We start from the raw sequence: 4,264 nt of genomic DNA on the forward strand, positions 1-4,264 counted from the left end.
CAGGCCGGCGAAGCGCTCGGCACGCCGGGCGAACCGCGCACGGTCGCGGTCGAAGACCTCGGTGGCCACCTCGGCGAGGGTCCGGGCCGGCGCGAACAGGTCGGTGCGGGAGGCGGTGGCAACCACCTCCGACCACTCCGCCGGCACGGCCGCCGCCCCGCCGAGCGCCCCGGCGATGGCGCCCGCCATGGTGGCGGTCGAGTCGGCGTCCCGGCCGTAGTTGACCGCGCCGAGCACCGCGGCGCGGAAGTCGCCGCGGGCCACCACCAGCATGCCGATCGCCACCGGCAGCTCCTCGATGGCGTGCAGCCGGCTGGGCCGCCGCGCGCCCAGCCCCGGGCTGCGGTACTCCTCCCCCACCGTGTCGTAGGGGGCCACCGCGGCGCGCAGCGGCGTGATGGCGGCACGCCAGTCGTCGTACCCCCGGGCCTCCTTGACCACCGCGTCGATGGCCGCCCGGGTGCCGTCGCGGGCCAGGTCCAGCGCGGCGGCGACCACGTCGTCGACGCCCGCGCCGGGGGTGGCCGCAGCGGCGACCGCGGCGGCGAAGACCGCCGCGGCCTCCCGCCCGTAGCTGTGCTGGTGCGCCCCGGCGACCTCCACCGCCTCGGCGTACGCTCCGGCCGGGTCGCCGGCGTTGACGATGCCGACCGGGGCCATGTACATGGCCGCGCCGCAGTTGACGATGTTGCCCACTCCCGCTTCGCGAGGGTCGGCGTGTGCGTGGTGCAGGCGGGTGACCAGCCACCGTTCGGCGGCCGCGAGCCGGTGGAAGGTCACCCCCTCACGCTCCAGGTCCGGGATGTACACCACCCGCTCGATCAGATCGGGGACGAGCAGCTCCACCACGTCGTACGCGTCGAGGTGGTCGCGCTTGGCCGCGTACGCCCGCACCAGCGCGTGGGTCATCAACGTGTCGTCGGTGATGTGCCCGTCGCCCTTGTGGTACGGCGCGAGTGGCCGCGCGGTCGCCCAGTCGGCGTGGTACGGGGGCACGATGCCCTCGACCCAGCCGCCGAAGCGGGCGCGGATCTGCTCCGGAAGTGCCGTCTCGGTGGCCCCGCCGAGGGCGTCGCCCACTGCGGCGCCGACCAGACATCCGACCGATGTGTCGAGCAAGAGTGACATGGTTACCTCAGAACCTGCTTGCCACCGTCGACCAGCTGCGTGCCGAGCTGATCCAGGGTGATCTTGTTGGCGAAGTACTGCTGGAGGGCCGGGGTGGCGTACTTGGTCTTCCACTCCGGGTAGCCCTCGGCCTTCTGGAACGGGGCGACCGTCAGGTCGGCGGCGCTGTCCGCGGCGACGTCCCAGCCCTGCTTGCCGCCGGTGAGCTTGACCAGCTCCTCGTTGGCCTGCTTGCCGGTCGGGACGAGCCAGTCACCCTTGGCCAGCGCGGCCATGTTGGTCGGGTTGAGGAAGAACTCCAGGAACTGCGCGGCCTGCTTCTTGGCCTTGGAGTCCTCGGTGATCGAAAGGGTCTGCGGGTTGGCCGCCTGCTTGCTGGAGAGCCCCTTGACCGGCGGCAGGGTGACCCACTCGAAGCCGGCCGGCGCCTGCTCGACCATCTGCTGGCGCAGCGAGACCGAGCCGGGCAGCATGGCGTACTTGCCGCCGAAGAAGCCGGGCAGGGTGTCCGCGCCGCTCATCCCGAGCGCCTCCGGGGAGGCGGACTTCGCGGTGTAGATCATGTCGTGGATCCGCTTCGGGATCTCCTTCTCCGCGTCGCCGACCTTGACCTCGGTCTTGCCGCCCTCGGTGTAGAAGAACTTGCCGTCGTAGTTCAAGGCGAGGTTCAGCACCCGGTTGGTCGGCGACTTCAGCGCCCAGGCCGCGCCGTACTGGCCGGGCTTGGTGAGCTTCTGCGCGTTGGCCTGGAACTCGTCCCAGGTCCAGCCGCCGTCGGCCGGCGGCACCGCGATGCCTGCGGCGTCGAGCAACTTCTTGTTGGCGATGACGACCTGCGACTCCAGCAGGAACGGCACCCCGGTGACCTTGCCGTCGTAGGTGACGGTGTCCCAGACGCCCTGGTCGATCTGGCCCTTCAGGTCCTCGGAGACCAGCTTCGACAGGTCGGCCAGGTAGCCCTGCTTGCTGAACTCGCCGATCGCGGAGGCCTCGTAGTGCACGATGTCCGCCGCGTCGCCGCCCTCGAACGAGGTGAGCAGCTGGTCGTGGATCGAGTTCCAGTCACCCTGGACGTACTCGACCTGGATGTCCGGGTGCTCGGCGTTCCACCTGGCGACCAGGTCCTTGTTGGCCTGCAACGACTCCTTCTGCCAGGCCAGGCTGAGGAAGCGCAGCTTGACCGGGCCGGCGGTGGCCTGGTCGTCACCGCCGTCGCCGCACGCGGTGAGCGCGCCGAGGCCGACGACCGCGACCGCGGCGGCCGCGGCGAGTCGGCGGAATCTGGTACGGAGCATGGGGGGTTACCTCCTTGGTGGTGGGTGGGGGACGGTGTCAGCCCTTGACCGCGCCGGCGAGCGACCCGGACGAGAGCCGGCGCTGCATGAACGCGAAGAAGATCAGGCTGGGCAGGGTGGCCAGCAGCGAACCGGCCGCGAGGGGACCCAGGCGGGCGGTGCCCTCGATGCCGACGAACCGGGCCAGCGCGACCGGCAGGGTCGCCAGCTCCGGCCTCTTGATCAGCACCAGGGCGAAGAAGAACTCGTTCCAGGCCGAGATGAACGAGAACAGGGCGGTGGCCACCAGGCCGGGAGCGAGCAGCGGGAACACCACCCGGCGCAGGATCTGCAGCCGGCTGGCGCCGTCGACGGAGGCGGCCTCCTCCAGGTCGCGGGGAATGTTGCGGACGAAGCCCTGCAGCATCCACAGCGCGAACGGCAACGCCCAGACCACGTAGATCAGCACCAGCCCGGCGTGCGTGTTGGCCAGCCCGACCTGCCGCAGCACCAGGAAGATCGGGATGATCAGCAGCACGAACGGGAAGAGCTGGGACAGCAGCACCCAGCCCAGGGCCGCGGTGCCGAGCCTCGAGCGGAACCGGGCCAGGGCGTACGACGCGGGCAGCGCGACCAGCACGGTGAGCACCGCCGAGGCGAGCGAGACCTGGAGACTGTTCAGCGCGGCCCGGCCCAGTTCCTGCTCGGTGAAGGCCTGCACGAAGTTCTGCACGGTCGGGTTGGTCGGGATCAGCGTCGGGTGCAGCTGCACCAGCTCGCGCGGCGGCTTGAACGCCGTGGAGACCAGCCAGATCAGCGGGAACCCGAGGAAGATCAAATAGCCGGTCAGCGCGGCGTACTGCAACGCCCGGCCGGTGCGGCTCGGCTTTCCGAACATCAGTTGGCCTCCCTCAACCGACGACGCAGGTAGACGGCGAGCAGCGCGACGATGATCACGACCATCACGTTGCCGAGCGCGGCGGCGTAGCCGTAGTTGCCGTAGCGGAACGCCTCCTCGTAGGCGAAGAGCATCGGCAGCATCGTCTTGCCGCCCGGTCCGCCGGCGGTGAGCACGTAGACCAGCCCGAACGAGTTGAAGTTCCAGATGAAGTCGAGCGAGGTGATCGCCACGATCACCGGCGCCAGCGCGGGCAGCGTGACGTGCCGGAACCGGTGCCAGGTGCTGGCGCCGTCCACCGCGGCCGCCTCATGCAGCTCACGCGCCACCCCCTGCAGGCCCGCTAGGAGTACGACGGTGGTCTGCGGCATGCCCGCCCAGACCCCCACGATGATCACCGCGGGCAGGGCGGTGCCGAAGTCACCGAGCCAGTTGGTCCGCAGCCCGTCGGCGCCGACCCGATGGAAGAACTCGTTCAGCAGGCCGGCGTCGGGGTGGTAGACCAGCTTCCACAGGATGCCGACCACCACCGGCGGCATGGCCCACGGCACCACGGCGAGCACCCGCGCCACGCCGCGGAAGCGCAGCCGCTGGTTGAGCAGCAGCGCCAGGCCGAGGGCGAGCACGAACTGCAGGACGGTCACCCCGAACGCCCACAGCAGACCGACCTTGAACGAGTTCCAGAACAGCTCGTCGCCGAGGAGTTCGCGGTAGTTCGCCAACCCGGTGAACGTCACCTCGACGTTGCGTCCGGCCCGGGCGTCGGTGAAGCCCAGGTACATGCCGCGTACCAGGGGGAAGACCGACAGCACCAGGATCGGGAGCAGCGACGGCAGCAACAGCAGGTAGATGGTGGTCCGGTCGGAGCCCGACCGGGTGCGGCGCCGGGCCGACCCGGCCCGGTCGACGTCCGGCCGCTCGGCCACAGTCGTCATGACGGCACCTCTTCGGTCCGGGGGCGGGG

The 4,264-nt window shown here is 70.8% G+C and carries 4 protein-coding genes; all 4 read right to left on the reverse strand.

What is annotated here, in order from left to right; translation table 11 throughout:
• Positions 1-1,128: ADP-ribosylglycohydrolase family protein (locus NCC78_RS28370; protein WP_250798345.1), on the reverse strand; the 1,128-nt coding region annotated here is incomplete at its 3' end.
• 2 nt (positions 1,129-1,130) lie between these two features.
• On the reverse strand, positions 1,131-2,423 hold the full coding sequence (locus NCC78_RS28375) for an ABC transporter substrate-binding protein (protein ID WP_250798347.1): 1,293 nt from the start codon (positions 2,421-2,423) through the stop codon (positions 1,131-1,133).
• A 37-nt stretch (positions 2,424-2,460) separates the two neighbouring features.
• On the reverse strand, positions 2,461-3,300 hold the full coding sequence (locus tag NCC78_RS28380) for a carbohydrate ABC transporter permease (RefSeq protein WP_250798348.1): 840 nt from the start codon (positions 3,298-3,300) through the stop codon (positions 2,461-2,463).
• Positions 3,300-4,235, reverse strand: coding sequence for a carbohydrate ABC transporter permease (locus NCC78_RS28385; protein ID WP_250798350.1), 936 nt, complete (start codon positions 4,233-4,235; stop codon positions 3,300-3,302). The genes NCC78_RS28380 and NCC78_RS28385 overlap by 1 nt, the downstream gene beginning before the upstream one ends.
• Positions 4,236-4,264 lie beyond the last annotated feature (29 nt).

Source organism: Micromonospora phytophila, assembly GCF_023656545.1.
Lineage (GTDB): Bacteria > Actinomycetota > Actinomycetes > Mycobacteriales > Micromonosporaceae > Micromonospora > Micromonospora phytophila.